Genomic DNA, 26,485 nt, shown 5'->3' with positions numbered 1-26,485 from the left:
TTCCGCGACGCGAAGGGCCCACGAGGGGGCGCCGCGTCCATGCGTGAGGAAGAAGAGAATGACATCCGGGTGCATTCCCGGCGTGCGCTCGGCGTCTTCACGGCCTGGGTGCTGCCGGTGGCGCCCGTGGCCGCATACCTGAATGGAATGACCATGGGCGTGGCGGGCCGCGACGGCGTGCTCGCGGTCGCCGTGGTGCTGCCGCCCATCGTCGTCCTGCTGGGCCTGCTCTATCCCTATGTGGCCCTGCGCGCGCTGCTCACGCACGCCCTGCGGACGCGCGCCTCGGATGCGCCGGGCGCGAGGCTGGAGCGCATCCTCCGGCTGCCGTGGCGCGCGGCGGTGGCCTCGTCGTGCGTGGCGTGGACGCTGGGCGGGTTCTTCTTCAGCCTGCCCGTGTGTCTGTGGTTCCAGAAGGACCTGTTCCGCGTGGGCGTGGGCACGCTCATCGGGCTGGCGTGTGGCGTGGTGCTGGGCTTCCCCATCTGCATCACGCTGGAGCGGGCCCTCCTGCCGTTGGCCCTGGCCGAGCAGCGCCGTCAGCCGGAGCTGGTGCTGACGGGGCAAGGGCTGTCCTGGCCTCGGCTCGCGTGGTTCCTGCCCTTCACCTTCGTGGGCTCCACGCTGTCCACGCTCATGCTCAGCGGCTGCGTGGTGGTGATGAAGCTCTTGCACCTGCGAGACACGCTGATGGCGCAGATGGTGGCGGATGGGGCGCACCGCTCGGCGGCGCGGGTGCTGGAGTTGGGGGATGCGCTCGCATCCGAGCTGGGCTGGGCCCTGGCGTGGGTGGGCGGCATCCTCCTGCTGCTGCCCACGGCCACCACGTGGCTGTTGGCGCGGCGACAGGCGAGCGCGGCGGGCGCGGTGCGCACGGCCATCGAGTCACTCGCGGCGGGCCGCGCGCAGGCGCCCGCGTGGGTCTCCACCGACGAGATTGGCGACCTGGCCGCGGGCATGAACGCCGTGCTCGCGAAGCTGCGGCGGCTGCCTCGGGCGTTGCAAGCCTCCGCGTCGCAGCTGAGCGAGGCCGGTGGTCACCTGAGCACCGCCAACGACGAGCAGCGCGAGAGCATCACCCGTCAGGCCGCCGCCCTGCGCGAGGCGCAGGTGACGAGCGAGGAGATCAAACGCACGTCTGTCGCGGCGGCGCAGCGCGCGGAGTCCGTGCTCCTGGTGGCCGCGCGCGCCGAGGAGCTGGGCCGCACCGGCGAGGAAGCGGTGGCGCAGAGCCTCAAGGGCCTCACCGCCATCCGCGGCGCCGTGGACGGCATCCAGCAGCGGCTGTCCCGGCTGGCGGACAGCACCACGCAGATTGGCGAAATCACCGAGGCGGTGAAGGACCTGGCGGACCAGTCCCACCTCCTGGCGGTGAACGCGGCCATCGAGGCGGCGCGCTCGGGCGAGGCGGGGCGGGGCTTCGCGGTGGTGGCGCAGGAGATGCGCGGGCTGTCCAACCAGTCCATCCAGGCCACCCGACGCATCCACTCCATCCTCCTGGAGATCAGCCGCGGCATCGGTGACGCGGCCCGCATGGGCATGGTGGGCGAGGCCCAGGTGTCCGAGGGGCTGGAGCAGATGCGCGCCTCGGGGGACTCGCTGCGCGCGCTGTCGCGCATCTCCCAGGAGAGCTCCACCGCCGCGCGGCAGATTGCCTCCGCCGTCACGGCGCAGAACGCGGGCTTCACCCAGGTGTTCACCGCCATCGGCGAGCTGTCCCAAATCATGGGCGCCACGCTCACGCGCCTGGAGTCCACCCGCGAGGCCACTCGCGCGCTCCAGTCCGTGTCACACGAAGTGGAGCGGATGGCGGAGCAGTTCAACGTCCACGAGGACGAGGACCCCGTGCCTGTGGCTCCGGAGCCTCCTGGGGCGCCAGCGGCAGGGTGAGCAGGAAGGTGGTGGCGCCGGGCTGAGACGTCAGCGCCAGCTCGCCGCCGTGCGCGCGGGCAATCTTTCGCGCGAGCGGCAGGCCCAGGCCGGTGCCCTGCTCGCGCGTGGTGAAGAAGGGCTCGAAGATGCGCTCGCGTTGGGTCTCCGGGACGCCGGGGCCTTGGTCGCGCACGTGGATGGTGTAGCGGCCATCCTGGGCGTGGCCCGTCACGCGCACGGGGGCACCGGGCGGCGAGGCCTGCACGGCGTTCTTCACCAGGTTCACCAGCGCGGCGGTGAGCAGGCTTCCATCTGCTTCCAGGCGCGCGGGCGCGGCGTCCACCTCCAGCACCACGCCGCGGGCTTCCGCCTCCATCGAGAGCAGCTCACACGCCCCGTCCACGAGCGCGGGGGCCTCCACGGGAGCACGCGCCAGCGGCTGCTCGCGCGCGAAGGCGAGGAAGTCCTCGACGATGCGCTGCAGGTACGCCACCTCGCGCTGGATGCGCGCGACATGCGCGCCGGCCTCCGGGTGTGAGCCGGCCTTGAGGTCCTCGTCCAAGAGCCCGCTGAACAGCGCGATTCCGCCCAGCGGGTTTCGCACCTCATGGGCCACGCCCGCGAGCATGAGCTTGAGCTGACGGTCTCGTCCCTCCAGCGCGCGGCGCATCTCTTCGAGTTCGCGCGCGAGCACGCCAATCTCGCGCGTGGGCTCGGGGGGCACCGGCGTCGTCAGGTCGCCTCGGCCGATGCGCAGCGCCGAGTCCATCAGTCGCCCGAGCGGTCGCGCCAGCCCGCGCGCGGTGAGCACCGCGATGAGCGCCAACACCAGGAGCGCCACCGCGCTCGCCACCGCGAAGGCGCGCCCCATCCGGCGCAGCGGGACGAAGTACGCGGCGCTGCCCTCCACGGCCACCGCGCCCACCACCTGTCCGTCCTGGAGGATGGGCGCGTAGCCCGTCTTGTAGAGCTGTCCGTCCGAGCCCGTGAACAGCACCTGGCTGGCCGCGCGCCCGCCCGCGAACACGCGCGACAGCTCCAGCCGGTCCCTCGCGAGTTCGGGCACCTCGGCGCCCACCGGGAGGCTGCCGGTGGAGTCCGCGCGCACGCGTCCCGCCGTGTCCACCGCGTAGATGCGCCGCACCCCGCTGGCCGTGCGCACGCCATCCAGGAGCCTCGCGAGCGCTCGCCACGTGCGCGTGCCGCCCTGGTCATCTCCGGGCTCGATGGTGAGCATGCGCTCGCCATTCACCTGGCTGGCCGTGGCCGCGGCCAGCGCGGACAGGCCCGTGCCCAGCTCGTCCTCAAGGCTCGCGCGCGCCAACGCGTACACCGTGACGCCCGCGAGCGTGAGGAAGAGCAGGGTGGGCACGAGGAACGCCACCAGGAGCCGCGCGGACAGCGAGCCGAGCGCCTCCCACGGGCGCGAGGATGCAAAGGGATGCTTCATCCGCGCGGAGCCTTGCGGCCCTCCTCGTTGCCCTCGGTGGGGCTCAGTTCAGCTCACAGGGCGTCACGCAGACCATCTTGATGAGCTTCCAGCCCGTACAGCCGCCGGAGCCACAGCACGCCTCATAGTAGGCGCCCTTGGCTCCCGCGGCTCCTCCCTGGGTACACGTCCCACAGGCGCCCGTCACCTCCGTCTTGCCCTGCAACGTCTGCCCGGACGTGCACAGAGGCGACGTGCCGATGCCCTGCTCCACCTGGGCCGGCGCCTCGTCCATGGGCTCCATGCTTCCCACGTCGCCGCACGCCCCGAGGGTGATGGCCGCCAGCCCCACTGCTGCCCACGTCATCCAGCGCTTCATGGTTGCTCCCTGTCGCGGACCGGGCGCCGGGTCTGGCGCAGCCGGGAGCCCCATCGCACCGTGAAATGAAATTCACTTCAAGTGAATGTGTCCGCGACGGAGCGTGGAGCGCGCGGTCAGTCGAACATGGCGGTCAGCGCCTCGCCGAGCGTCTCCACGCCGACGAGCTGGAGTCGCGAGCCCTCCACGCGGCGCGCGCTCCCCAGGGGCAGCACGGCGCGCTGGAAGCCCATCTTCGCGGCCTCGGCGAGGCGTGCCTCCACCTGGCCCACCGCGCGCACCTCGCCCGCGAGCCCCACTTCGCCCAGCACCAGCGTCTTGCCGTCGAGCGGCCGGTTCTGGAGGCTGCTGACCAGCGCCGCGCACACGGCCAGGTCGCACGCGGGCTCGCTCAACTGCATGCCGCCGGCGACGTTGACGAACAGGTCGCAGCCCACGAGGGGAATCTCCTCCTTCTTCTCCAGCACGGCGGCCAGCAGCGCCACGCGGTTGCCGTCCACGCCGATGGCCGTGCGCCGCGCGGTGCCGTAGCCGGTGGGGGCCACCAGCGCCTGGACCTCCACGAGCAGGGGCCGGGTGCCGTTGAGCGTGCTCGTCACCACGCTGCCGGACTTGCCCGTGGGGCGCTCGGACAGGAAGAGGGCGGAGGGGTCCGGAACCTCCACGAGGCCCGCGCCCTTCATCTCGAAGACGCCAATCTCGTTGGTGGAGCCGAAGCGGTTCTTGTGCGCGCGCAGGATGCGGAACGGGTGGCCGCGCTCGCCCTCGAAGTAGAGGACGGTGTCCACCATGTGCTCCAGCACGCGCGGGCCCGCGATGGAGCCTTCCTTCGTGACGTGGCCCACGATGAAGGTGGGCACGCCGCTGCGCTTGGCGAAGGCCATCAGCCGCCCGGCCACCTCGCGCACCTGGGTGATGCTGCCCGGGGCGTTGCCCAGGTCCGGCAGGTACATGGTCTGGATGGAGTCCACCACCAGTGCCTGGGGCTTGAGCGCCTCGGCCGCGTTCAGGATGCGCTCCGCGTCCGTCTCCGCGAACAGGTGGATGGCGGGGCTCTCCACGCGCAGGCGCTCGGCGCGCATCTTCGTCTGGCGGAGGCTCTCTTCACCCGAGACGTAGAGCACCGGGCCGTGGCGCGCCAGCCGGTCCAACGCCGCGAGCAGCAGCGTGGACTTGCCGATGCCGGGGTCTCCGCCCAGGAGCACGAGCGAGCCGGCCACCACGCCGCCGCCCAGCACCCGGTCGAACTCGGCGATGCCCGTCTGGCGCCGCGCCTCCGTCTCCCCCGTCACGTCCTGCAGCAGCACCGGCTTCGCCGCACCGCCCGAGGCGCCCCAGGCCGGGCGCTTGTCCTCCGCCTTCGCCTCGGACTCCTCCACCAGGGAGCTCCACGCGCCACAGTCCGGGCACTTCCCGAGCCACTTCGCCGACTGATACCCGCACGCCTGGCAGGTGTAGTGCGTCTTCGCCTTCGCCATGGGTTGGGTGTCTACCCCAGACCCCCGACGTTTCCCTGCCTCGTCGCCCCGGGCCGCACGCTCGGCGGCCGAGCGGGGGTGTCAAGGCGAGAAAGACTCGGAGCCATGCTCCGACCGGAAGTCGTCAACCTGTTCTCGCGACAGCGTTGACAATGCCCGGCGCACCGCGCAGTTTCGCGCCCCTCACCCGCCTGCTCGAGGAGCCCATGTCCGAGTCCGCCAGCGAGTCCTTCCACGGCCATGCCCACCACGTCGCCGCGCCGCCCCCGGGCGTGACCGTGCGTCACGACTGGTCGCTCGCCGAGATTCGCGCGCTCTATGACCTGCCGCTGCTGGAGCTGGTGTTCCGGGCGCAGACGGTGCACCGGGCCGTGTTCCAGGAGAACAAGGTCCAGCTGTGCTCGCTCCTGTCCATCAAGACGGGCGGGTGCCCGGAGGACTGCGCGTACTGCCCGCAGGCGGCGCGCTACAAGACGGGCGTCCAGGCGGAGAAGCTGATGTCGGTGCCGGAGGTGCTCAAGTCCGCGTCGCAGGCGCGCGAGGCCGGCGCCACCCGCTTCTGCATGGGCGCGGCCTGGCGCGAGGTGAAGGACGGCCCGCAGTTCGACAGCGTGCTGGAGATGGTGCGCGGCGTGCGCGCGATGGGCATGGAGGCCTGCGCCACGCTGGGCATGGTGTCCGACGCGCAGGCTCGGCGCCTCAAGGACGCAGGGCTCACCGCGTACAACCACAACCTGGACACGTCCTCCGAGCACTACGAGGACATCATCTCCACGCGCACGTACCAGGACCGGCTGAACACGCTGGCGCGCGTGCGTGACGCGGGCATCTCCGTGTGCTGCGGTGGCATCATCGGCATGGGCGAGTCCGTGGACGACCGCTGCAACCTGCTGCGCACGCTGGCCAATCAGGAGATGCACCCGGAGTCGGTGCCCATCAACGCGCTGGTCCCCGTGGCGGGCACGCCGCTGGCCGAGCAGAAGCGCGTCGAGTCCATCGAGATGGTGCGCACCATCGCCACCGCGCGCATCCTCATGCCGCAGTCCATGGTGCGCCTGTCCGCCGGCCGCATGCAGATGAACGAGGAGGCCCAGCTGCTTTGCATGATGGCGGGCGCCAACTCGCTCTTCTTCGGCGAGAAGCTGCTGACCACCGGCAACCCCCAGTACACGCAGGACATGGCGCTCCTGGAGAAGGCCGGCATCCGGCCGCTGGAGCCCCGACAGGAGCCGTGATGAGTGGTGGAGTGACGGCGGCATGGGCCCGCGCGGACCTGGAGACTCTCTCCGCCCGCGGGCTGCGTCGCTACGTGGAGCCGCTCGACTCGCCGCAGGGCCCGGTGGTGCGGCTGGGCGGCGAGACGCTGATCAACTTCTCCTCGAATGACTACCTGGGGCTGGCGTCGTCGGCCCCGGTGCGCGAGGCGGCGCGGCTCGCGGTGGAGCACCTGGGCCTGGGCACGGGCGCCAGCCGGCTGGTGGTGGGGGACACGCCCGCGCACCATCGACTGGAGGCGCGGCTGGCCGCCTTCGAGCGCGCCGAGGCGGTGCTCCTCTTCAACTCCGGCTATGCGGCCAACACGGGCATCCTCCCCGCGCTGGTGGGGCCCGAGGACGCGGTGTTCTCGGACGCGCTCAACCACGCGTCGCTGGTGGATGGCTGTCGCCTGTCCCGCGCGCGCGTCGTCGTCTATCCGCACGCGGACGTGTCCGCGCTCCGCGACGCCCTGGCGCGCACGGAGGCGCGGCGCAAGCTGGTGGTCACCGACACGGTGTTCTCCATGGACGGAGACGTGGCGCCGCTCGCCGAGCTGGTGGAGGCATGCGAGGCCCATGGCGCGGCCCTGATGGTGGACGAGGCCCACGCCACGGGCGTGCTGGGCGCTCGGGGCGCGGGCCTGTGCGAGGAGCTGGGCCTGGAGGACCGGGTGGACCTGCGGATGGGCACGCTGAGCAAGTCGCTGGGCGGCATGGGGGCCTACGTGGCCACGTCGCGCGCGGTGGTGGACCTGCTCATCAGCCGGGCGCGGCCGTTCATCTTCTCCACCGCGCTGCCCGCCGCGCTGTGCGCCGCCGCCGAGGCCGCGGTGGACATGGTGGAGGGCGTGCCCGACTTGCGTGCGCAGCTCTGGCGCAACATCCGCCGCTTCGCCGAGGGGCTGCGCGCGCTGGGGCTCCCGGCGGAGACGCGCAGCGCCATCTTCCCGGTCGTCCTGGGCGAGCCCGAGAGGGCGCTCGACGCCGCCCGCCGTCTGCGCGAGCGCGGCATCCTGGTGAAGGCCATCCGTCCGCCCACCGTCCCCGAGGGGACGAGCCGCCTGCGCTTCTGCCTGTCCGCGGGCCACACGATGGGGCACCTGGACCTGGCGCTGGACGCGCTGCGCGCGGTGGGGGTGTTCCATGGCTAAGGCTCCGTTCCAGGTCTTCGTCACCGGCACCGACACGGGCGTGGGCAAGACGCAGGTGTCGCGCGCGCTCCTGTCGTTGTTGGCGGACGCGGGCGTGCAGCCCCAGGGCTTCAAGCCCTACGAGAGCGGCTGCGAGTCGCTGAAGCACCCCGCGGACGCGCTGGCGCTGCGCGAGGCGGCGGGCAGCACGCTGCCGGTGGAGGCCGTGTGTCCGCACCGCTTCCGCGCGCCGCTGGCCCCGGGCATCGCCGCGCACCGCCTGGGGCGGGAGCCGGACTTCCGCGTCACGCTCGCCGCCTGGGAGCGGCTGCGCACCGGGCCCGTGGTGGTGGAGGGCGCGGGCGGTCTGTTCGTGCCGCTGGACGCCAAGCACGACGTCATCGACCTCATCCAGGTGCTGCGCCTGCCCGTGGTGCTGGTGGCGCGCGCGGGCCTGGGCACGCTCAACCACGTCGCGCTGTCGCTGGAGGCGCTGGCCGCGCGCGAGGTGCCGGTGCGCGCGGTGGTGCTGTCGCGTTCCACGGCCGCGCGTGATCCCTCCGAACGCGACAACCGCCAGTTTTTGGAAGCGCGTCACGGCGTTCCGGTCCTGGGACCGGTGCCTTACCTGGAGGATGCGCGCGCGCGCCACGCCGCGTTCCGTCGCGCGCTCCGCCCGCTGGTGAGCGAACGCGCGCGAGGCCGATAAATCGGCCTCCGGCGCTTCGCCGTCCGGAGGAGTGCTACAGGTCGCGCAAGTTTTCGCGTGTGCACGTCCGTGAAATGGACGTGTCGTTTTTTCCGCGCGAGAAAGCCGTCACGAATGGCGGACATCATCGACCTCACGCTCCTCGCGGACGTCCGGCGCTTCTTCCTCAAGCTCATTGATCAGCGCGGGCTCTCGTACTTTCTCCAGAAGGACGGCCCTCGGCTGTTCCACCTCGAACCTTCGAAGGTGGAGCTTGTGCTTCGGACGGCGCTGCGCACCCGCGATCCGGAACTCCCCAAGCCCCATGACAAGGCCATCGAATACTGTCGGCAGGAGCTGCGCCGCGACCTGATCCGCCGCGTCGCGAACGCGATGCTCCAAACGGGGCTGTGAGCCGCTTCTCCCTCCGAACGGACTTCCCCCGAGCGCCCAACGCGCTCACCGAGGCCCACGCGGCGCGACAGGCGCGCGGGCTTCCACTCCTGGACCTCACCGAGTCCAACCCCACGCGCGTGGGCCTGCCCGCGCCCGACGTGGACCTCCTGTCGCTCCCCGGGGGCCTGGGCTATGCCCCGGAGCCCCTGGGCCTGACCTCCGCCCGTCACGCCGTGGCGGAGTCCTGGCTCGCGCGCGGCGCTCACGTGTCCGCCGAGCACATCCTCCTGTCCGCGAGCACCAGCGAGACCTACGGCTGGCTCCTCAAGCTCCTGTGCGAGCCCGGGGACACCGTGCTCGTGCCCGCGCCGTGCTACCCCCTGGTGGACGTCCTCGCGAGACTGGAGGGCGTCCAGACGCGTGCCTATCGCCTGCCGCAAGCGCATGGCTTCGGCCTGGACGCGGGCGCGGTGGAGGCCGCGTGCGATGCGCGCACCCGCGCCGTGGTGGTGGTGAACCCCGGCAACCCCACCGGCCACTTCCTGCACGAGGGAGAACTCGCCGCGCTCGCGGACGTCTGCGCGCGCCGAGGCCTGGCGCTCATCTGCGACGAGGTCTTCTCCGAGTTCCCCTGGGACGACGAGCCGGACCGCGTGCCCACCGTGGCGGGCCGCGCGCTGCCCTGCCTCACCTTCGCGCTCGGTGGGCTGTCCAAGTCCGTGGGCCTGCCCGGCCTCAAGGTGGGCTGGACGCACGTGGGCGGCCCCGAGCCACTGCGTGACGAAGCCCTGGCCCGATTGGAGTGGGTGGCGGACGCGTTCCTGTCCGTGAACACGCCCGCGCAACACGCCGTGCCCGCGCTCCTGGCCCACGCGCCTTGCTTCCAACAGGCGCTGCGTGAGCGGGTGCTCGCGAACCGCGCGCGACTGCTCGCCGCAAGGCCACGCGGGGCGACCTGGGACGTGGTGCGAGCGCACGGCGGCTGGAACGCGGTGCTGCGCGTGCCCGCCGAGCCCGGGGAAGAGGCCGCGTGCCTCGCGCTGCTCGACGCGGGCGTGCGAGTCCAACCGGGATACTTCTACGACTTCGAGGGCGGTGCCTTCCTGGTGCTCTCGCTGCTGGCGCCGCCCGAGCGCTTCACCGCCGCGCTCCAGGTCCTCGTGGACGGGCTCGGGCGGATGTTCCCGGCGGGGTAGCCGCCGCGCCGGGAACGCCGCGCCCGCGCCGTCAGTCCGCCTGCGGGGTGATGAGCTGGAGGGTCGTGAACTTGTTGTTCTCGATCTTCCACAGCTCGTACTGCGACGGGGCCTCGCCCTTGGCGTTGTCGAAGTCCAGCTCGCCGCTGGCGCCGCGCACGTTGATGACGTGGCCTGCGCGCACCTCGTCGCGCGCGGAGGTGAATTGGATGGGCCCGATGGCGTAGGTGGGCGGGGCGGGGCTCGCGCCCGCGGGCGGCGTGACGAAGGTGAGCCCCTCCGCCACGCGGTTGCCGGTGATGGGCTGCGGCGAGTTGATGTCCGGCCCCACCGCGTACGCGTGGCCCAACGCCACCAGGTACATGGCGTCATACGCGTGGGCCGTGTACGAGTACTGGCCCGCTTCCTTGTTGGTGGCCGTCTTGAAGCGCGCGGCGAACAGCGAATAGACGGAGTCGTTGGGGCGCTCCGTCGCCGGCGTGGTGCCGTAGGCGCCCGCGACCTCGGTCTTGTTGTTGCCCAGCGCGGGGAACAGGTCCGACGTCTTGTTCGCGTCGGTGAAGAACCACCGGTAGCCCGCCGCCTGCGTCAGCCCCGCGCTCACCGCCTGGTTGATGATGCGCGTGTTGTCCTCGGGGAAGCCCGCGAGCACCGTCAGGTTGGCCTTCTCCGTGACCAACTGGGTCACCGCCGCGGCCACGTCGCCGTTGCGCGGGTACTGCACGCCCGGCACCTGCTTGGGCTGGAAGCGGTCCAGAAGGGCCGAGTAGAGGCCCTGGCCGTACGCGTCGTTGACGTAGGCCACGCCCACCTTGGTGGGCGGCGTGAACGTCCCCGCCGGGTCGTTGATGGTGATGCGGCCCTGGAGGATGTCCGCGATGACGCGGCCCTGGAGCACGTCCGAGGGCGTGGTGCGCCACACGAGGCCCGTGGAGCCGCCGTTCTTGTCGCTCAGGTTGCTGATGGCCGCGCTGGTGGCGGTGTAGCTCATCAGCAGCACGCCCTTGGGGATGGTGATGCTGCTGATGGAGATGGTCTGCGCGCTGCCCGAGGTGAAGATGGCGGACACGCCCTTGTCGCCCACCATCCACTGGGCCTGCGTCTTGGCCCGGTCCGTGTCCGCGTGGGAGTCACAGACGTAGAGCACGAAGCGGCGGCCGCCCACGCCCTCCAACTGGTTCACCTCATCCAGCGCGAGCTTGAGCGCGTTGAGGTCCTGCTCCTCGGACTCGTCCGTGCCCTCGCTGGTGGTGATGGGCAGCACGGCGCCCAGCGGGATGGCGTTGGCCACCGTGGTGGCGCCGAGCACGCGGTCGCACCCGTCCGGCTGCGGCAGGCAGTAGCCCTGCGTGCACACGCGGTTGGCGCCGCAGTCCGCGCTCGTCTCGCACTCCGTGAGGCCGCCGGCCGTCGTGAAGCTGCACCCGGCGAACAGCACCGCTCCCACTGCCATGAATCCCAGCGCGCGCATCAGAAGCTCACCTCCATACCGGCACCAGCGCCCCGAGGCGCCATCGTGACCCGCACCTCGCCCGCGGCCGGGGGACCTTCCTTGGGATACAGCACGATGGCGGTGATGGCGCTCACCAGGCCCACGCCGAAGCCGATGTCCGCCAGGAGCGCCTTGCTGCGCGTGTCGCTCTTGAAGCTCTCCTTGTCCGCCAGCTTCGTCGCCGAGTCGAACTGCTTGCGCGCGTCCCGCGCCTGCATGCCGAAGAGCACGCCCGCGCCCACGCCCACCACCGCCACGCCACCCGCGGCGAAGGCGCCCAGGCGCTGGCGCTTGTAGGACTTCATCTCGCGCTCCGCCTCGGCCTGCTGACGCACCCGGTTCTCTTCCTCGGCGCGGCGAGCGGCCTGCTGCTCCTGCTCGGCCTTGAGGCGCGAGGCCTCGGCCTCCGCCTCCAGGCGCTTGCGGTCCGCGTCGGCGGTGGACTGGGCGTGCTCCTCGCGCTCGAGCTGCGCGCGCACGCGCTCCATGTAGCGGGTGCTCTTCTTGAGCAGCTCCGGGTCCGTGCCCTCGGAGCTGCCCACGTATTGCTGGTACCAGGTGAGCGACTCGCGCAGCTCGCCCGCGTACTCCAGCGCCACGGCGATGTTGAAGAGGAGCTTGGGGTGCGGCTGCGCCTCGTTCGCCTTCTTCAACACGTCGGCGGCCTCGCGGTACTTGCCCGCCTTGTAGAGGCGCTCGCCCTCTTTGATGAGGGCGGGAGCGTTCGCGCTCTTCGCCGTGCCGCCCCGCTGGGCCAGCGCGGCCGCGGGCGCCAGGGCCAGGGCCACCGTCAACACGAAGACCAGTCTCATGGGGCCGGCAGCCTAGCGCTGAATCGTTCCGCCAGCGAACACCCGCCCACCTGTCCCCGCAAATGAACCGGGGCCGCGCGCACCCCGTGGAAGGGTGAGGGCGGCCCCGGCGGGCACTCACTCGAACGTCAGGCGTGCTCGACTACCCGCCCAGGCGGGACATCAGCAGCTTGCGCTGGAGCATCAGCGCCTCGGGCGCCTTGGTGCCGAGCTGCTCGAAGAAGACTTCCTGGCTCTTCAGCTCGGTCTTCCACTCGTCCTCCTTGATGGAGGTGGCCTCGGAGATGGCCTCGGGGGCCACGTCCAGGCCCTGGAGGTTGAGGCCCTGGTCCTTGCGCGGCACCCAGCCCAGCAGCGTCTCCTGCGTGGGCACGCGGCCGTGGACGCGGTTCACGATCCACTCGAGCACGCGCATGTTGTCGCCGTAGCCTGGCCACAGGAACTTGCCGTTCTTGTCCTGCCGGAACCAGTTGACCTGGAAGATCTTCGGCAGCTGCGGGATGGACTTCTGCATGTCCAGCCAGTGCTGGAGGTAGTCGCCCATGTGGTAGCCGCAGAAGGGCAGCATGGCCATGGGGTCGCGGCGCACCACGCCCACCTTGCCGGTGGCGGCGGCGGTCGTCTCGCTGCCCATGGTGGCGCCCAGGAACACGCCGTGGGTCCAGTTGAAGGCCTGGAGCACGAGCGGGACGGTGTTGGAGCGACGGCCGCCAAAGATGATGGCGCTGATGGGAACGCCCATCGGGTCGTTGGACTTGGCGCTCAGCACCGGGTTGTTCGTCATGGGCGCGGTGAAGCGGCTGTTCGGGTGCGCCGCCTTCTCCGCGCTGCCCTTCTTCCAGGGCCGCCCCTGCCAGTCGGTGAGCTCCTCGGGGACCTCGCCGTCCTTGCCCTCCCACCACACGTCACCGTCGGGCGTCAGCGCCACGTTGGTGAAGAGGGTGTCCTTGGCGATGGTCTCCATCGCGTTGGGGTTCGTCTTGTAGTTGGTGCCGGGGACCACGCCGAAATAGCCGGCCTCCGGGTTGATGGCGTACAGGCGGCCATCCGGACCCGGGCGCATCCACGCGATGTCATCGCCCACGGTCTCGATCTTCCAGCCCTTGTACTCCTTGGGCGGGATGAGCATGGCGAAGTTGGTCTTGCCACACGCGGACGGGAAGGCCGCGGCCACGTACGTGGTCTCGCCCTGGGGGCTGGTGACGCCGAGGATGAGCATGTGCTCGGCGAGCCAGCCCTCCTCGCGGCCCAGGTAGCTGCCGATGCGCAGCGCCAGGCATTTCTTGCCCAAGAGCACGTTGCCGCCATATCCAGAGCCGAAGCTCCAGATGGTGTTGTCCTGGGGGAAGTGGCAGATGTAGCGGCGGTCCGGGTTCACGTCGCCGGTGCTGTGCAGGCCGCGGTTGAAGTCATCGCTGTCGCCCAGCAGGTCCAGCACGGCCTTCCCCATGCGGGTCATGATCCGCATGTTGAGGACCACGTAGTTGCTGTCCGTCAGCTCCACGCCAATCTTCGTGAACGGGCTGCCCAGCGGCCCCATGGCGTAGGGCACCACGTACATGGTGCGGCCCTTCATGCAGCCATCGAAGAGCTGGCCCAGCTTCGTGTACGCCTCGTCCGGCTCCATCCAGTTGTTGGTGGGGCCCGCGTCCGTCTTGTTGGGCGTACAGATGAACGTGAGGTGCTCGACGCGCGCCACGTCGTTGGGGTTGGAGCGGTGCAGGTAGCAGCCCGGGCGCTTCTCCTGGTTCAGCGGGATGAGGGTGCCGTCCTTCACGGCCTCCTCCGTCATCCGCTTCTTCTCAGCCTCAGAACCGTCGCACCAGACGATGCGATCGGGCTGGGTCATTGCCGCCATCTTGGCCACCCAGGCCAGCAGCGTGGGGTTCTTCGTGGGCGCGTTTTGCGCCACGGCGGCCGCTTGCGTCGTAGCCATCGGAGTCTCCTCGTGTTGTCTCAAGTTAGGGTCTCCCGCGTCTGGTCCAAGGGGGGATCACCCTACTTGCGGAAGAGCGACAAACCTTCTGGAGCGGCGCTCCAAAAGCAACTGGCGTCCGGCAGTCAACCGGCCCCGGCCCCGGTCCGCACTAATTCCACTTATGAGAAGGCGGTCATCCAGTAGCTGACGGCGCAGTGCGCCAGGGGACTGTCTTCACGCGGAGCGCGACTCCAGGGTGGGGCGTGGACCCCATGAACATCGCCATCGTCCTGGGCCTGGTGCTCGTCGCGCTGGTGCTCTTCTCGTTCGACGCCATCCCCCTCGAGTTCAGCGCGCTGAGCGTGGTGTGCCTGTTGGCGCTGACGGGGGTTCTGACGCCAGCGCAGGCCTTCGAGGGCTTCAGCAACGACACGGTCATCTTCATCTTCACGCTGCTGGCGATGACCCAGGGGCTCGCCTCCACGGGCGTGGTGCAGCTCATCGGGCAGCGGCTGGCCTTCTTCGCGCGCTTCGGCCAGCGCGGCTTCCTGCTGGCGATGATGGTGACGGTGGCGGCCTTCTCCTCCATCATCTCCAACACCGTGACGACGGCGGCCTTCCTTCCGGTGGCCATTGGCGCGGCGAACCGGGCCAAGGTGCCCACGAGCAAGGTGCTGCTGCCGCTGGCCTATGCGTCCATGCTGGGCGGCACCCTGCTCTTGTACGGCACGTCCACCAACCTGGTGGTGTCCGCCGCGCTCAAGCGGCTGGGGATGCGGCCCATGGGCGTCACCGAGCTGACGCCGGTGGGGCTGCCCGTGGTGCTCGTGGGCCTGCTCGTGGTGGTGCTGCTGGGGCCTCGGCTCTTGCCCGCGCGCGAGGGCAAGGACGCCGAGGGCGGATGGACGCTGCGCGACTACCTGACGGAGGCCATCCTGCCGCCCGGCTCGCGCTACACGGGGCGCGAGCTGGCGGAGCTCACCGAGGGGCTCGGGCTGCGCGTGGTGGGCGTGCTGCGCGAGGGGCGGACGCTGGCCGCGACACCCTCGCTGCGCCTGCGAGGAGACGAGCGGCTGCTCATCGAAGGGCAGCGCGAGGACATCCTGCGGGTGAAGGACCTGCGGGGCATCGAGCTGCGGCCCGACGTGCGTCTGGCGGAGGGTGAGCTGGGCGCACCCGACGCGCTGCTCGTGGAGGCGAGCGTGCCGGTGGGCAGTCCGCTGGTGGGGCGCGGCTTGAAGGAGGTCGCGTTCGTGGAGCGCTACGGACTGGTGGCGCTGGCGCTGCATCGGCGGCCCGCCATCCAGCGCGCGACGAAGCTCCAGCTCCTGGGCCGCGTCTTCGGCGAGCGCTCCATGTCCATGCTGCCCTTGTCCGTGGGGGACGTGCTGCTCTTGCGCGGCCCTCGCGAGAAGGTGGAGGCGCTGGCGAGCGGCACGCAGCTGGTCGTGCTCGGCGGCCACGAGTACCAGCCGCCGCGCTATGGCAAGGCGGCGCTCGCGGTGGCCTTGTTCCTGGGCGCGCTGGCGGCGGGCTCGCTCGGCGTGCTGCCGCTGTCGGTGGCGGGGCTGACGGGCATGCTCGCGATGATTGCCACGCGCTGCGTGGATGCGCGTCAGGCCTTCCGCGTGGACTGGCGCGTGGTGCTGCTCATCGGCTGCATGATGGCGCTGGGCGTGGCCATGGAGGTGAGCGGCGCGGGGCACTTCCTCGGCGGCGTGGTGGCCCGGCTGGGCGCGTCCGGTGGGCCTCGCGGCGTGCTCGTGCTGCTGATGGTGCTGACGCTCGGGCTGTCCGCGCCCATGAGCAACCAGGCCGCGGCGCTGGTGGTGCTGCCGGTGGCGGTGGACGTGGCCCGGAGGTTGGGCGTGGACGCGCGGCCCTTCGCCATGGGCGTGGCGCTGGCCGCGAGCTGCTCGTTCATCACCCCGCTGGAGCCGAGCTGTGTGCTCGTCTACGGGCCCGGGCACTATCGCTTCAGTGACTTCTTTCGCCTGGGCACGCCGCTCACCGTGGTGCTGCTCGTGCTGCTCGCGGTGGCCGTGCCCTGGATGTGGCCCTTCCAGCCCTGAGGCTCACGGCTCAGTGGATGGCGGCGCGCAGGCCCACTTCGGTGATGACCTCCGCCTCGCGGGCGAGCAGCGTCTCCATGCGGGCGCGCACGGCGGCCTCGTCTCCTCCGGACGCAGTCACAGCGAGGCGGAAGAAGAGGGACTGGTGCCCGTCCTCGGACTGCGCCAGCTCGCCGTAGAAGCGGGCGAGGGCGGGGTCCGTGAGGCCCTCGGCCAGGAGCGACAGCCGCTCACAGGAGCGGGCCTCGATGATGGCGGCCACGAGCAGTCGGTCCACGCGGCGCTCGGGGCCGGGCGTGCGCACCTGCTTCTGGAGGGCCTGCGCGTACGGGTCACCCGCGTCCTTGGTCAGCGTCAAGCCGCGCTCGGCCATCAAGTCCAGCACGCGCGCCAGGTGGGCGCTCTCCTCGCGCGCCAGCCGAGCCATCTGCGCCGGCAGCCCCGGCAGGTCCGGGTACGCCTGGAGCATGGACAGCGCGTTGGCCGCGGCCTTCTTCTCGCAGTGGGCGTGGTCGACGAGCACCTCGTCGAAGCGCTCGAGGGCCAGGGGGAGCCACCGCGGGTCGGTGGCGGCGTGGAGGATGACGGGGCCCTCTCCAGAGAGGGGACGGCGGGTCGGCGTGGGACGGCTCATGGGGCGCGCGGACTGTAACTCACTCGACCAGCACCAGGCGCTGCGTGCGGCCCGCCAGGTAGCCCACCTTGCGCGCGATGCGCGCGGCGCGCTCGTCGCGCTCATCCACTCGCAGCGTCAGCCGAGGCAGCGAGGACAGGAGGTGCCGGGAAATCTGGCCCAGGCACAGCGTGGCGTGGCCCTGGTGACGCTCGGAGGGCAGGGTGTAGAGGCCCTCCAGCTCGGCGCCGTATTGCGAGCGGCTGCCGATGTCGACCTTGAACACGAGCTCGCCCTTCTCCTCCAGCACGTAGGTGCGGCGCTGACGCACGCGCTGGCGCACGCGGGACTCGAAGTGCTCGGGGTCCTCTTGGAGGGGGTCTCGCTCCATCGCCTCGCGCACGTAGCCCTGGGCCAGCGGCATCAGCCGGGGCACGTCCTCTTCGCGCGCCAGCCGCAGCGTGGGGTTGGTGAAGGGGCCCAGGTCATCCGCGGACACGCTGAACAAGCGCTGCGTGCGCGACAGCCGAGGCTTGCCCGCGCACAGGCTGCGCACCAGCGCGTCCACGGCGGCCTTGTCTCCCACGGTGGCGCGCATGCGGAGCGAGGCGGCGAGCGCGTCCGCGATGATGCTGGTGGCGGTGGCGTCACTCGCGCTGGGGACGACGAGGCCGCCGTCTCCGCCCACGAAGACGGCCGCCGTCAGCACGCCCTTGTCGAAGCGGCCGTGGTAGGCGAACTGGACGCTGCCTCCGCGTGGCGAGACGCCGAACTCCTCCAACAACCCCAGCAGGTAGAGGTTGTGCACCGGGTCCTTGGCCAACAGGGTCCGCAGGGCGGACATGTCCTGAGGGCCGAGCTGTTCGACAGTGACTGGCATTCGCTGGCGAGGGGCCTCGGGGGCGCGAAAGGAGCGGTCCGGCCACCTTACGCAAAAGCCGACCTCACGGGCCAGCCTCCCCGGGTGTCCGAAAGCGGAACGGGTAGACGACCGTCGCCTTCCCACCGCCGGAGGGGGCGGAAAATTGCGCGTCCAGCAGCGAGTCCAGCACGCACGCCTGGACCATGGGGTCGGCGATGGTGCTCGACAGCAGCTCGCCATGGGTGAGCTGTCCCGCCTCGCCGCTGCCCTGCACGGTGAAGCGCAGCTTCACTTCCTGCGGGCCTGGGTTGCGCTGGGCCACGTCCTCGAAGCACTGCTGGACCAAGGGGGAGACCGCTCGCACGGCCACGCGGATGTCTGCCCGGTCGATGCGACCGGAGGCATCCTCGATGACGAGGTCGGCGTCCTCCAGGCGGCGGGTGTCCCAGCTCGGGGCGCCCGCGAGGCCGGGCACGGCGCTCGGTGGCGAAGGGAAGGCGGGCGGAGCCGCCACGGTGGGCGGCTTCAGGTGCGGAGGCGGCGTGAGGGGCTCGCGCGTGGGCGGGGGCGCCTCTTGCGCGGGCGGGGTGGGCGCGGGCGCGGGGGCGGGGCGCGTGAGCCAGGCGGCGAGCGCCGCGCTGAGCACCAGCGCGCCCAGGCTCAGGCCGGGAATGAGGACCCAGCGGATGAAGTGGCGTTTCGGCATGTCGCGTCGCGGGAGGTCAGTCGCTCCCTTACCAGAAACCGCCGAGGCCTCGGGCCCAGTCCCCGCGCCGAGCGAGCGAGGTCATTCGCAGGTGCGTCGCGCGGGCTTGCCCTGCTTGCACTGAGCGGCCGAGGGCAGCGCCGCGCGAGCCTCCGCCGCGACCTCTTGCGGGCCGCGCTCGCACTCCTGCGTCGCCAGGGTGCCCTGGATGTTGAAGAGGGTCATCACTTCCATGCAGCGCTTCTGGAAGGACTCCACGCCCTGCACGAACAGCGGCTGCATGACGTCCGGCGAGAACGCGTAGCCGCTCGCCGACTCCAGGTCGCTCTCCGGGCGGAACATCCAGGACGTGCGCCAGCTGGTGGCCACCTGCTCGAAGCGAGCAGGTCCCATCCACAGCGGGATGCCGGCCTCCGGAGCGCGCAGCGCGTGCGGCTGGAAGGCCGTGCCAGTGCGCCGGCAGAAGGCCTCGATGTTGCCGGTGTCGTCGCGCCCCAGGCGCAGCGCGCACACGTTGTACTCGGCCAACCGGCGCGTCACCGCGGACAGCTCCGCTTGCTGCACCTCGCCCATGCGCGGCTGCGCGATGAACAGGTCGAGCGTGCGCATGAGGACGTCCATCGCGTGCGCGGGCTTCGCCGCCATGGGAGGCGTCAGGCCCCCCGTGGAGATGACCAGCACGCGCTCGGCGCCGCGCTGCACGGCCTGGAGCAGCGGCAGTCCCGAGCGCACCCCGCCATCGAAGTACGCGCTCCAGCGCTTGCCTGAGCGCGAGGGCAGCGCCTCGATGGGATCCGACAACACGGGCTCGACGATGGACGCGACGATCGCCTGGGTGAGGCCGTGCTTGCGCTCCAGGTCGGACGCCTCGGGCTCGAAGTCCGCCGGGTCCTGGTCGCTGATGCCGAACACGTCGCCCGTGGGGAAGTCCACCGAGACGGCCACCAGCTCCGTGCCGTTGTGCAGCATCTCGGGATGGATGGCGGTGTCCAGCTTGGAGACCACGCCGTCGAAGCGCACGAGCCCCCGCGTGTTCTTGGCCAGGTTCCACAGCCACGTCGAGTTCACGCAGTACAGGTCCGACTCCACCGTGCACGTGTAGTTGCTGACCAGCAGGTCGCGCGCGGCCTGCTCCTGGCCCGGCGTGTGGAACAGGTCCACCATGGTGCTGATGAGCGCGCCCGTGCTGGTGCCCGCCGCCAGGTCGATGCGCGCGTCTGCGCAGCCCTCCGGCGCGGGCTTGCCGCGACACTGCTGGAGGATGCCCAGGAGCCGCCACACGGCCCCCGCCGAGAACGCGCCGTTGGCTCCGCCGCCGCTCAGCACGAGGGCGTTGGAGGGACGCTGCAGCATCCGGTGCCAGCTTCGGGCCTCCACGTAGCGAGCGGCGGAGGCGGCGCCCAGCTTGATGCCCGTGGCCAGCTCGTCACGCGTGAGCGACTGGGCCAGTGACTGCTGGAGCACCATGAGCGAGGGCGCCAGGGTCATCGCGTTGGAGAGGAAGCGCTGGGCATCCACCTCCACCGGGTCCGGCGTGTTCGCGTTCACCGACGCGGGGGCTCGCGGGATTCCCCACGCGGAGGCCTTCACGGCGCGATCGATGAAGCCAGGGTGCGTGGTGTCCTCGTAGCAGCCGCCGCTGTTGCCGCCGGCCCGGTCGAGCAGGCACTGCGTCATGTCCAGCACGATGGCGGGCGCGTTGCCCAGCCCCGTCATCCAGCCGGCCACGGCGTGCGGATCGACATAGGCGTCCACGAGCTGTGCGCGGGTGAGGGACGCCACGCGCTCGACGGGCGTCACGCGCGCGGGCGGCGAGGAGGGGTCGGGTGGGGTGGGTTTGTTGAGGGTGTCGAGAAGGACGTCCGTCTTCATGAAGCTGCACCCGCCCAGGGCCAGCGCGGCGAGGACGAGCGACGACAGCACGGCGTTTCGGCTCACGAGAATCCACCCCTGCGAGACGGAGGGGACGTGTCCTCGCGGCGCCTCATGGCCCCGGTGTCCCTCCGTGACGACCGCGGGAGGATATCCCAGCGCTCCGTCGCGGAGGGCTCAACATGGCGAGCGGATCCCCGGTGTCGGGCTGTCGCCGTCGCCCTCAGGGGTAGACTTCGCGGCGCGAGGTCGCGGTGAGGACGCCCTCGGCGCGGATCCGCTGCCGCTTGCTGACGCCCAAGGTGGCGCCCAGCACCGCTGACACGAGCCCGAGCAGCAGCGCGAAGAACACGCCCCAGAAGACGTGCCCCGTCTGGTCCGCTGCCTTCAGGGCGCCGTGCTGCACCTGCTGACCCACTTGCTGCGCCTTGCCCTGGGCCACATTGAACTGGTCCTCCACGCGGTTGGCGACGTCCTCCGCGTCCGCGCGCGAGAGGTTCGTCTTCTGCGCGATGGACGTGACGAGCATCTCCCGGTCCAGATGGCCCGCTCGCACCGCGTCGCCCACCACGTCGCGCGTGGCCGCCTGGAGCTGCTCGGCGGTGACGGTGGGCTTGCCCGCTTCGCGCAGCCGCTGGTTGAGCGGGGCGATGGCGTCATTGGCATTCAAGCCGAACGCCTGGGCGGCCTGTCCTCCCTGGCTCGCGACGCCCACCACGGCCGCGCCCGTCGCACCCACCGCCGTCTTTCCCACGCTGAACACGGCGCCCAGCAGCGATGAGAGCACCGCCCCCATGAGCACCGCGCCCGCCAGCGTCGTCAGCCCCCACAGCACCGCGCCGTGGAGCGCGCCGCCTGCCTTGTCCACCACGCCCGCGGTGCGCGAGGCCACCATGCCGCCGACGAACAGCGCGATGAGCGGCGCCAGCAGGCTCCAGATGCCCGTGCCGATGCCCGCGGCGCGCGCGCTGCCCGGATTGTTGGGGTCCACTGACGAGAGCCCCAGGGCGAGCCCCAGCGAGTACAGGAGGATCCACATCCCGAGCGCGACGAAGGCGCCTCCCAGGATGGCCCCCCAGCTCAGCTTGTACGGCGTGCCGGGTGTGGCGGGGATGAAGCCGGTCTTCTCTGTCTCTACGATGGCTGCCATGGCTGCTTGCTCCCACTGATGAGGGAGCGCGCTCGCCTGCCGACGGCGCGCCCGCATCCGCGGCAAACATGGGACGCGTGTTCGCTACGGCACGGTACGCAGGGCCTGGATGCTTCCTCGGAGCGCGGGGCGTCAGGCTCAGCCCAGGCCCAGCGCCTCGCGCAGCGTGGCCTCGCGCGCCACCACGGGCTCGCGTGGCAGCGACTCGACTCGGAAGCGGCGCACCAGCTCGTCGAGGTGAACCGGAGCGCCATCCCCCAGGCCACTCCAGGAGGCGAGCAACCCGAGCACTCGCTCGGGCGCGACCCCCCGCTCCCGCAGCTCCGCGAGCGCGAACGCGCCCTCCCGCTTGGCCAGACGCTTGCCGTCCTCACCCAGCACCAAGGGCACATGGAGGAAGTCGGGAGCGCTCAACCCCAGCGCCGCGTAGAGCTGGAGTTGGCGGGGCGTGGACGTCAGCAGGTCGTCGCCGCGCAGCACGTGCGTGATGCGGCTGGCCGCGTCGTCCACCACGACCGCGAGCTGGTAGCTGGCCACGCCATCGTTGCGCCGGATGACGAAGTCCCCCACCAAGGCCTCCACGTCCTGCGTGGTGGGGCCGAGGAGCCCATCCACGAAGCGCACCTCGCCGGGCTGCGCTCGGAATCGGTAGGCGGGCGCTCGCGTGCGGGAGCGCTCGGACACCTGCTCCGCGGTGAGGTGCGCGCAGGTGCCGGGATAGCGCGGGCCTTCGTCCGTCAATCCGTGAGGCGCGCTGGCGGCGCGGGCGATCTCCGCGCGCGTGCAGAAGCACGGATACACGAGCCCCGCGCGTTCCAGTCGCGCCTGGGCCTCGCGATACTCCGCGTCGCGCTCGCTCTGGATGAGCGGGGGCTCATCCCAGTCCAAGCCCAGCCAACCGAGGTCCTCCTTCAGCGCGTCCACATGCGCGGGCTTGCAGCGCGCGCGGTCCAGGTCCTCGATGCGCAGGAGGAACGCGCCGCCCGCCGCCCGCGCCTGGAGCCAGCCGAGCAGTGCGCTGCGGATGTTGCCCAGGTGCATGCGCCCCGTGGGGCTGGGCGCGAAGCGTCCCCGCGCGCCGCTCATGGCTTGACCAACGGGCGTCGGATCGGCGCTGTCTGCGAGCGGTCCACCGGACGGGCCGGGGCCTCGCCCGTGGGGTAGGGGGCCAGCGTGGCGCGCGGCGTGGGCAACGGCTCACGGGATGCCAACGCGGGCAGCGTCACGGGTGTGGCCTCCGCCAGCTCTCGCGACACGAGCGTGGCGACGAGTTGGCGCAGCGGCTCGCCCGAGTCGAGCAGTTCATTGTCCAGCGCCAGTCGCGGCAGCCGGCGCGGAGCCGCGTCACCGGGCGCGAACACGAACGCATCCAAGGCGAGCCCGCCGCCCGCGCGCGACACGGCGCCCAGCACGATGAGGTCCGCCCCCGCCGCGCGCCCCAACGTGGTCGCCGCTTCGAGCGAGGCCGCATCCAGCGTGTTGCCCGCGAGGGCCCTGGCGAGCACGGAGTCCGGTCCCGTGCTCGCGGTGGGCGCGATGTCCACCCGCGTCTCGCTCCCGGGCGCGACCACCACCACGCCGCCGGCGACCTCGCCCGAGGGGAGCCGGGCCTGCCACAGGTGCGCGCCAGGAGGCACCTCGGTGATGCGCAGGGGCGTGACGCCCACGGGCCGACCGTCGAGCGAGAGCGGAACGCCCGGAGGGATGGATGCCGCGCTCACGACACCGGGGGGCCGAGCCTGGAGGGCCGCGCGCGTGCGCTCGACGGTCCGCGCGAACAAGGGCGAGGTCGCGGCCAGCGGCGGCGTCCGTCCCGGGGCCAAGGTGAGGGCGTGGGTGAGCAGCCGCTCGGCCTCGTCGTCCTGGCCCGTGGCGTAGCGGACGGCGGCGCTCAGGGCGTAGGCGTCCGCCACTTCACCCGGATCCGTGAGGCCCGAGGCCCCGGCGGCGTAGGCGTCTCGGGCCTCGGTGAGCGCGGCCTCCGCGCGAGGGAAGTCATGGGCCTCGCGCGCCTCGGTGGCTTGTCGCATGGCGGCGCGGGCGCGGGTGAGCGCGTCGGAGGGCGCCGGTGTCGCGGGAGGCTCGGAGAGCGACAGTCCCTCCACGGCGCGCACCTCCGAGGCGAGCCGCGCGGTCACGCGAGGGCCCGCGCGCGTGGGGACATCACCCGAGAGCGCTTGGATGGGCAGCACGGCCACCTTGCGAGGTGCGGCGAAGGACGCGGGGGCCAGGAGCAGGCTGAGGAGGAGCGCGGTGCGCATCGGCGGGGACCATAGCGCTGGCGCGCGCGTCATTCAGCCCAGGTTTCTCGGCAGGTGCACCGTGAAGGTGGTGCCTTTCTCTCGGGTGGAGCGCACGTCGACGGTGCCGCCATGGGCCCGCACGATCTGGTCCACGATGTAGAGCCCCAGCCCCACGCTGCGCCCCGCGGAGTCCGCATCCGGCGCCCCGCGCTGGAACGGCTGGAAGAGGCGGCTCACGTGCTCCGCCGGGATGGGGGGCCCCTCGTTGTGGATGCCCACGCTCACGGCTTGCCCATTCCCGCGCACGGTGACGATGACGGGCGCGGTCGAGGACCCATGGCGGAGCGCGTTGGTGATGAGGTTGATGAGCGCCTGCGCGAGTCGGTCCGCGTCCCATGCGCCGCGTGTCTCGCCCTGGATGGCCAGGTGGACGTCCCGGTCCACGTGGGTGGCCTTGACCTCGTCCACCACTTGCCGCGCGAGGACCGCCAGGTCGAGCCGGGCCTTGCGCACGCCGAGTCCGCCACCGAGCCGCGCCTGGGTGAAGTCCAGCAGGTCGCGCACCATGCGCGTGGCGCGCTCGGCGATGGCCTGGATGCGCAAGAGCCCCTTGAGCGTCCGCTCATCCAGGGCCTCCGAGTGGCGAGTCAACGCGGTGGTCGCCAGCAGGATGGCGCTGATGGGGTTGCGCAGGTCGTGGCTCACGATGCCAATGAGCTGCTGCTCGAAGCCCGCGCGCCGCCGCGCCTCCTCTTGCGCCATCTTCATGTCGTGGATGTCCGTGCTGGTGCCGAGCCACTTGAGGACACGCCCACGTTCGTCCTTGAGGGGCCGGCCCCGCGCGAGGAACCAGCGATAGGTGCCGTCGTGCCGCCGCGAGCGATGCTCCACCTCGTAGAACGAGCCTGTGTCGAGCGCGTGCTTCCAGTGCTCCCAGGAGCGCGCCTGGTCGTCCGGGTGGATGATGTCTTCCCAGTGCCGGCCCAGCAGCAGCTCCCGCGGGCAGCCCGTGAAGGTCTCCATCACCCGGTTGACGTAGGTGATGTCTCCGTCTGGCGTGGCGATCCACACCGACTGGGGCATGGACTCGGCCAGCTCGCGAAGCTCTCGCTCGGTGCGTGCCAGGGCGTCTCGCGCGCGCCGGGTCTGGGTGATGTCCGTGTTGATGGCCACCGCGCCCACCACCTGCCCGTTCATCACGATGGGGCCGCAGGCGGCGCGCACCACCCGGTCTTCCCCGGTCTTGCGGTGGCGGATGAGCACCTCCTGCACGTCCCGCTCGCCGTTCAGCGCGTGGCTGAAGGCCTGGTCCTCCAGCGAGAGGATTTCACCCGTGTCCGCCCGCCGCGTCTGGATCTCCTGCGCGAGCGCACCGATGTTGCGATTGAGGTCCTCGATGCTGTCGTAACCCAGTTGCTCCAACGCGGGCCCGTTGGCGCGGGTGATTCCATCGCGGGTCCCCACGTAGACGGCATCCACCATGCTGGCGAAGATGGCCTCCAGCTCCGCGGACGCCTTGCTCGCCCGCGTCGGCGTGCCGTGCTCCGACAGCTCCTGCTCCAGCGCGGCATCGAGCGTGGCGGTGAGCGCGCTCACTTGCGAGAGGCGGACCGGGATGGGCTGCGCGTCCAACCACGCGAAGAGCAGGCTCCGCAGTCGTGCATACGCACGCACGCGTGACGCGGGGTCCATCGTGGGCGCGGAGACGGGCTCGGCGCTGGGGGGCGGGGCGGAGGAGGATGCGCGCAGGGCCTCGGCGAGCACGCGCAGGAGCCCGGGCAGGTCTCTCGGCAGGGGAAGGGGCCGCGCGCTCCAGCGCTTCGCCAGCTCCCCGGCTTGGGATTCCAGCAGGTCCGCCAGCGCGTCCATGGGCATCCACCTCCTCGGCGTCCGGCGCCCCCGAGAATGGCGCGCCGGTCCGTGAGAGGGAACAGTTCATCGTCGGAACGACATCCACCGTCACTGCATGCACAGGTGGGCCTTTCTTGCTCGCCGCTTCCCGCCAGAATGGCCCCGAGGGTCCGGTCGTTCGACCCGGGGAGTCGGTTCCATGCGCTTCCTCCACTGCTCCGATGTCCACATCACCGAGGACTACCTCGCCTTGCCCTGGCGCAAGCTGGGGTGGCGGCGGTGGCTCGCGCTCGCGGAGCTGTCGGTGGGAGGACGCGCGCGAGCGTACCGACACGCACGGCGCACGCTCGCCACGCTGGCCGCCGATACGCGCGCGCTCGGGGCAGAGCACTTCATCCTCTCGGGAGACCTCACCGCCTATGCCCTGGAGGCCGAGTTCCAGGGGGCGCGCTCCGCGCTGGGCTCGCTCGCCGCGGACCCTCGGCGCTGCACGGTCATCCCCGGCAACCACGATGTCTTCACGCCGGGCAGCCAACGCGCGGGTCGCTTCGCGCGCCACTTCGGACACCTGATGGAGAGCGACCTGCCCGAGCATCGCCGGGAGGGGGCGTATCCGTTCGTGCGGTTGGTGGGAGAGGGCGCCGCCGTCGTGGGGCTGTGCTCGGCGCGCGTGCCGCCCGCGCCCGGGATTGCCGGGGGCTACGTCGGGAAGGCGCAGCTCGAGGGGCTGGCGGCCGTGGTGGCGGACTCCCGGCTGGCCCGTCGCGCGCTGCTCGTGGCGGTGCATCACGCGCCTCGGACGGCGGAGGACAAGCCGGACCACTTTCTCCACGGACTGCGTGACGCGGACGCGCTGCTGGGCCTGTTGCGCGGGCCTCGCTTCGCCGTGCTGCATGGCCACATCCACCAGCGCTATCACCTGCCCGCCACGGCGGACCGCCCGCACCTGTTCGGCGCGGGCTCGTCGACGGAAGCAGGCCACGAGGGCGGCTGGCTCATCGAGGTGTCGGGTGGCGCGGTGGTGGGCGGGCAGCGGCACGTCCCCCGTTTGTGACAGCGGGGGGCCTCGG

At 71.6% G+C, this 26,485-nt stretch carries 22 protein-coding genes; 8 read left to right on the top strand and 14 right to left on the bottom strand.

Going from position 1 to position 26,485, the window contains the following annotated elements:
- Positions 1-39 precede the first annotated feature (39 nt).
- Positions 40-1,890 (top strand): methyl-accepting chemotaxis protein, encoded by a 1,851-nt coding sequence (locus JGU66_10330; GenBank protein MBJ6761160.1) that lies wholly within the window; start codon positions 40-42, stop codon positions 1,888-1,890.
- Here the strand turns inward: JGU66_10330 and JGU66_10325 are convergent.
- The 3 genes from JGU66_10325 to radA all read right to left on the bottom strand — a co-directional run bounded on the left by JGU66_10325 (position 1,820) and on the right by radA (position 5,158).
- Positions 1,820-3,322, bottom strand: coding sequence for a HAMP domain-containing histidine kinase (locus tag JGU66_10325; protein MBJ6761159.1), 1,503 nt, complete (start codon positions 3,320-3,322; stop codon positions 1,820-1,822). The genes JGU66_10330 and JGU66_10325 overlap by 71 nt on opposite strands.
- A gap of 43 nt (positions 3,323-3,365) precedes the next feature.
- Positions 3,366-3,680 (bottom strand): hypothetical protein, encoded by a 315-nt coding sequence (locus JGU66_10320; GenBank protein MBJ6761158.1) that lies wholly within the window; start codon positions 3,678-3,680, stop codon positions 3,366-3,368.
- 116 nt (positions 3,681-3,796) lie between these two features.
- Positions 3,797-5,158: a DNA repair protein RadA gene (radA, locus tag JGU66_10315; protein ID MBJ6761157.1), complete on the bottom strand. Its 1,362-nt coding sequence runs from the start codon at positions 5,156-5,158 to the stop codon at positions 3,797-3,799.
- 206 nt (positions 5,159-5,364) lie between these two features.
- Between radA and bioB the strand changes: the two genes are divergently transcribed.
- The 5 genes from bioB to JGU66_10290 all read left to right on the top strand — a co-directional run bounded on the left by bioB (position 5,365) and on the right by JGU66_10290 (position 9,824).
- Positions 5,365-6,393 carry a biotin synthase BioB gene (bioB, locus tag JGU66_10310; protein ID MBJ6761156.1) on the top strand — a complete coding sequence of 343 codons (1,029 nt, stop codon included), beginning with the start codon at positions 5,365-5,367 and terminating at the stop codon, positions 6,391-6,393.
- Positions 6,393-7,565 (top strand): 8-amino-7-oxononanoate synthase, encoded by a 1,173-nt coding sequence (bioF, locus tag JGU66_10305; GenBank protein ID MBJ6761155.1) that lies wholly within the window; start codon positions 6,393-6,395, stop codon positions 7,563-7,565. Before bioB ends, bioF begins: the two co-directional genes overlap by 1 nt.
- On the top strand, positions 7,558-8,253 hold the full coding sequence (bioD, locus tag JGU66_10300; protein MBJ6761154.1) for a dethiobiotin synthase: 696 nt from the start codon (positions 7,558-7,560) through the stop codon (positions 8,251-8,253). The genes bioF and bioD overlap by 8 nt, the downstream gene beginning before the upstream one ends.
- A gap of 114 nt (positions 8,254-8,367) precedes the next feature.
- The gene (locus tag JGU66_10295) at positions 8,368-8,646 is read left to right on the top strand and encodes a hypothetical protein (GenBank protein MBJ6761153.1); all 279 of its coding nucleotides are present in this window, start codon (positions 8,368-8,370) and stop codon (positions 8,644-8,646) included.
- On the top strand, positions 8,643-9,824 hold the full coding sequence (locus JGU66_10290) for a pyridoxal phosphate-dependent aminotransferase (protein MBJ6761152.1): 1,182 nt from the start codon (positions 8,643-8,645) through the stop codon (positions 9,822-9,824). Before JGU66_10295 ends, JGU66_10290 begins: the two co-directional genes overlap by 4 nt.
- 31 nt (positions 9,825-9,855) lie before the next feature.
- Here JGU66_10290 and JGU66_10285 read toward each other — a convergent pair whose 3' ends face one another.
- The 3 genes from JGU66_10285 to JGU66_10275 form a co-directional block, all read right to left on the bottom strand.
- On the bottom strand, positions 9,856-11,295 hold the full coding sequence (locus JGU66_10285; protein MBJ6761151.1) for an ABC transporter substrate-binding protein: 1,440 nt from the start codon (positions 11,293-11,295) through the stop codon (positions 9,856-9,858).
- Positions 11,295-12,128: a hypothetical protein gene (locus JGU66_10280; protein MBJ6761150.1), complete on the bottom strand. Its 834-nt coding sequence runs from the start codon at positions 12,126-12,128 to the stop codon at positions 11,295-11,297. The genes JGU66_10285 and JGU66_10280 overlap by 1 nt, the downstream gene beginning before the upstream one ends.
- A gap of 142 nt (positions 12,129-12,270) precedes the next feature.
- A complete protein-coding gene (locus JGU66_10275; protein MBJ6761149.1) occupies positions 12,271-14,064 on the bottom strand; it encodes a phosphoenolpyruvate carboxykinase (GTP) in 1,794 nt (597 codons plus the stop codon).
- 254 nt (positions 14,065-14,318) lie between these two features.
- Between JGU66_10275 and JGU66_10270 the strand changes: the two genes are divergently transcribed.
- Positions 14,319-16,118 (top strand): SLC13 family permease, encoded by a 1,800-nt coding sequence (locus tag JGU66_10270; protein MBJ6761148.1) that lies wholly within the window; start codon positions 14,319-14,321, stop codon positions 16,116-16,118.
- Between the two features lie 10 nt (positions 16,119-16,128).
- Here the strand turns inward: JGU66_10270 and JGU66_10265 are convergent, their stop codons facing one another.
- The 8 genes from JGU66_10265 to JGU66_10230 form a co-directional block, all read right to left on the bottom strand.
- Positions 16,129-16,752 (bottom strand): tRNA-(ms[2]io[6]A)-hydroxylase, encoded by a 624-nt coding sequence (locus JGU66_10265; GenBank protein MBJ6761147.1) that lies wholly within the window; start codon positions 16,750-16,752, stop codon positions 16,129-16,131.
- 19 nt (positions 16,753-16,771) lie between these two features.
- Positions 16,772-17,611, bottom strand: coding sequence for a DUF4081 domain-containing protein (locus tag JGU66_10260; GenBank protein ID MBJ6761146.1), 840 nt, complete (start codon positions 17,609-17,611; stop codon positions 16,772-16,774).
- 64 nt (positions 17,612-17,675) lie between these two features.
- A complete protein-coding gene (locus JGU66_10255; GenBank protein MBJ6761145.1) occupies positions 17,676-18,299 on the bottom strand; it encodes an AgmX/PglI C-terminal domain-containing protein in 624 nt (207 codons plus the stop codon).
- Positions 18,300-18,380: 81 nt separating this feature from the next.
- Complete coding sequence (locus JGU66_10250; protein ID MBJ6761144.1) at positions 18,381-20,171, bottom strand: patatin-like phospholipase family protein; 1,791 nt, start codon at positions 20,169-20,171, stop codon at positions 18,381-18,383.
- A 223-nt stretch (positions 20,172-20,394) separates the two neighbouring features.
- Positions 20,395-21,321, bottom strand: a complete 927-nt coding sequence (locus JGU66_10245; GenBank protein ID MBJ6761143.1) for a hypothetical protein — start codon at positions 21,319-21,321, stop codon at positions 20,395-20,397.
- Between the two features lie 138 nt (positions 21,322-21,459).
- Positions 21,460-22,407 carry a tRNA glutamyl-Q(34) synthetase GluQRS gene (gene gluQRS / locus JGU66_10240; GenBank protein ID MBJ6761142.1) on the bottom strand — a complete coding sequence of 316 codons (948 nt, stop codon included), beginning with the start codon at positions 22,405-22,407 and terminating at the stop codon, positions 21,460-21,462.
- The gene (locus tag JGU66_10235; GenBank protein MBJ6761141.1) at positions 22,404-23,582 is read right to left on the bottom strand and encodes a hypothetical protein; all 1,179 of its coding nucleotides are present in this window, start codon (positions 23,580-23,582) and stop codon (positions 22,404-22,406) included. The genes gluQRS and JGU66_10235 overlap by 4 nt, the downstream gene beginning before the upstream one ends.
- A 33-nt stretch (positions 23,583-23,615) precedes the next feature.
- Complete coding sequence (locus JGU66_10230; GenBank protein MBJ6761140.1) at positions 23,616-25,433, bottom strand: PAS domain S-box protein; 1,818 nt, start codon at positions 25,431-25,433, stop codon at positions 23,616-23,618.
- 181 nt (positions 25,434-25,614) lie between these two features.
- Between JGU66_10230 and JGU66_10225 the strand changes: the two genes are divergently transcribed.
- Complete coding sequence (locus JGU66_10225) at positions 25,615-26,469, top strand: metallophosphoesterase (GenBank protein MBJ6761139.1); 855 nt, start codon at positions 25,615-25,617, stop codon at positions 26,467-26,469.
- Positions 26,470-26,485 lie beyond the last annotated feature (16 nt).

The organism is Myxococcaceae bacterium JPH2 (assembly GCA_016458225.1).
GTDB lineage: Bacteria > Myxococcota > Myxococcia > Myxococcales > Myxococcaceae > Citreicoccus.
Note: the sequence above shows the minus strand (reverse complement) of the source record. Positions and strands in the feature narration are given on the sequence as shown.